The 3,162-nt window shown below is 35.7% G+C and carries 1 protein-coding gene and 2 pseudogenes; 1 reads left to right on the top strand and 2 read right to left on the bottom strand.

All coding sequences use genetic code 11. The features are described from left to right. Window positions 1–76: 76 nt before the first annotated feature. A pseudogene (locus B4113_RS18700) lies at window positions 77–432 on the bottom strand (transposase); the annotation flags it as partial. A 195-nt stretch (window positions 433–627) separates the two neighbouring features. Next, window positions 628–2,217, bottom strand: coding sequence for an SIR2 family protein (locus B4113_RS08020; protein ID WP_033844511.1), 1,590 nt, complete (start codon window positions 2,215–2,217; stop codon window positions 628–630). 603 nt (window positions 2,218–2,820) lie between these two features. On the opposite strand from B4113_RS08020, the pseudogene B4113_RS08015 reads away from it, so the two are divergent. Further along, a pseudogene (locus B4113_RS08015) lies at window positions 2,821–3,162 on the top strand (transposase); the annotation flags it as partial.

Below are 3,162 nucleotides of genomic sequence, written 5' to 3'. Positions count from 1 at the left end.
ATCCGGCCCTCCGCATGCCCCACGATGCTCAATGGGATGATCTGTGTGGAGTTTTCATAGAACTTTTGACGCTACCTATGATTGGACGTTCTTCCTCCGTCAATTTCTCTGGGCATCGGCTCAATAAACGGCAAATGTAGCGAACATTTCCGTATTTCTTGCCCCCCTTTGCCCAACTATTTGCGACAACGTTCGAACGCATCGGTAAACAGCTGAATGACATGGAAATCGTCGATGGCATGTGTCACCTCTGGGCAAATCCGTTAAATCGCTTTTCATCGCTTTAGCCAAGTCACTCACGACATACCGAACAAAACGAGACACATGAGCCCATGCACGCCCAACGAATTTCCCGTTCTTTCCTACTTCAATAGCATACACTTCTCCCGTTTCAGCATTCATGATCGCCACTCCATCGTCATGCCCGTTCCGAATGCAGTACACGCAGGCGAACAGCCCTACTGTCCCATCCCGTTTCACCACCCGAGCGTGGCGAACACGGTACCACCTGACTTCAGCTGGTCTTTGGCCTGCCTAAAGATTTTATTGACATCAATATGTAGAACTTATAATAATATACCATAGGCGCTTAAATAAGGAGTGTCAGTCGGACTGACGCCACCCTTTTTAGGCGCTGCTTTTATATGCTTTTATATCAAGAATACAAATCATTTTTCTAAGCATTGTAGGACCAAATCGATAGCTTTCAAACTCTTTATAATGTGTTCTCAGAAAGCTTTTTAACTCTTTATCATCAGCATGTAATGCCGCTCTTAAAACTAAGAAGTTTAACTTTTTTGTGCTAGGTAAATTAGAATTAACTATTTCTTCTAAAGAGGAAAACTTACTTTCTAGATAAGCTTCTCTATCCTTTTTAATATTATTATTCAATAAGTCCTCTGGAGAATACCCTGCCATCTTTCTCACTTTCTCATCAATGATTACACTCTCATTTTCTATCTTTTGTAAATATTTGTGGACAGGTAATACAGTATTACCTCTTAATAGTTGTGGCAGTTGCTTTTCAACCAAATAGTCATATCTGTTTTTAAGTTTACTATCCAATGAATCGAAAACTAAATCCTTAAAAATATCTTTTGCTGATATACCAGTTATACCCACTACATCTAACAACTCTGACTCTTTTCCTATAGCAACTACAACTTCATTACCATCGTATTCTTCATCGTCCAATAAATTAATAACTTTTTTAGCTTCCCCTTTATAATCATAAACAATTTGATAAACCAAATTTCTTAATCTTTTTATATCTTTCAACTCAACTATATCTTCCAATTTTTGCATTTCTTTATATAATAGGGTGAAATCTTCTACAATTATTTTTGTTAACTTAATCTGTACTCCATCGAAGTAAACGGAATGACTGCCTATGATAGGATTTTGTACGCTTTCTTTGTACTCTATTATAACTAATCTATCTTCAAATGCTTTATACTCTTCTTCATTTTCCAAACAAGTATATATATCTTTAAGAAAGTTTCGGATATTTTCGTCGGTGATTGAATAGCCCATAAATATTACAGGATTTTCCGCAAACAAACTTATGACTTTTGCTGACAAAACTTTACTCTTTTTATTAAAATTTTCATAGTCTTGATAAGTTAATACGATAGACGATGGTTCAGATATACAACCGTGTATTTTGAATAATGTACCTAATTCAGAATAGACAAACATTTTTTGCTTTATGAGCCTTTCATGATTAGTAAAAATATGGTCCTCTAAAAACGTGTCATAGTTCGTAGTAATAACTGTAATCATTTTATCTTTAAGTTTTTTTAGTTCTTCTATTTCTTCATACATGTTTTCATCAATTTTATAAGTTCGTAATAATTCTTTTATAAAATATTTTAGCGGGCTTTTCTCCTCTTCTGGTACAGACAGACTTCTAATTTTTCCTTCATAATAATTTAAATTAAAATCATTTTCAATGTACGTACCTAAATATTTATACATCTGATGGGAATCATTATCATCAATATTGTATTGACTTCTTATTTTTTGACGATACCATTTATATTTATTTGTTGGGTTATCATCATATTCTTCTATACATCTTTTTAACAACCCCTCCCAAGAATACTTTTTATCTGTATATCTTTTCGTGATACCAGAACCAATAAATATAACGGGTAACCTTTTAGTATCTCTTATATTTTGGAATATAGATTCTAAGGTTACTTGATTTTCACTCACAGTTCCCCCACCCTTTATCTTAAATATATAAGTTGAAATTTTGTTTTACATCCAGCTGATCACTAGCCACGTTATATCATATCAGCTTGTATTTAGATGAACCGAAATGAAAAATCTGAAATTTTTTATTATTATAGATCTTTTTTCGAAAATTCGATTCAACACAATAATAACAGATATTAAAGTTTGAATAAAAGCAAATACACAAATAGTTCAAAAAATGTTTGTTATAGAGTATGCCTTAAGGGAGAATGGGGACAATGCTCCAAGTTTTCTCTATCTAACTAAGAAACTTGTCTTTTATTGGGCGCGTTCCCTGTTAAATCACGGGCGTTCTAGCTAATTATCATGCTAAAAAGCATGCATTCTTATCATCCATATGTGTTTTCCCCCTCAACAACAATGATCATAATACATCAAAAAACCTACACATTACCCGAGTTCGACAGTTTTGAGGTCATTTTAGGCAAATGGAAATGACCAAAATGCTGTTATATCAAGGGTTTCGTAATGCGGATCCTAGGAAAAAACGCCGAATTTCATAGGCACACGATTTATTAATTTTTCCTTTTAAAAATAAGGTTTATACGTTATAATATAGGCATGTACATACGACGAGTCACACGCAAAAACAAAGATGGAACAACCGTCGCCTATCTCCAGCTTGCTCACAATGAATGGGATCCAAAGGCCAAATATGCGAAAGCGAAGGTGATTTATTCATTCGGGCGCGAAGATGAAGTGGATCGCGCTGTCTTGGAGCGTCTGGCCAAAAGCATTTCGCGATTCCTTTCTCCTGAGCAGGCTTGGGAAATCGAGGCATTGGCAGAAGAAGTGTCGGATGGCTTTCAGTTTCAGTCAAGCAAACGCCTCGGCGGCGTCTGGCTCTTGGATCAGCTCTGGAGACAACTGGGGTTGGGAGAGATTCTCCACTCCTTGTTTACC

This window comes from Geobacillus sp. B4113_201601, from assembly GCF_001587475.1.
GTDB classification, from domain to species: domain Bacteria; phylum Bacillota; class Bacilli; order Bacillales; family Anoxybacillaceae; genus Geobacillus; species Geobacillus icigianus.
Note: the sequence above shows the minus strand (reverse complement) of the source record. Positions and strands in the feature narration are given on the sequence as shown.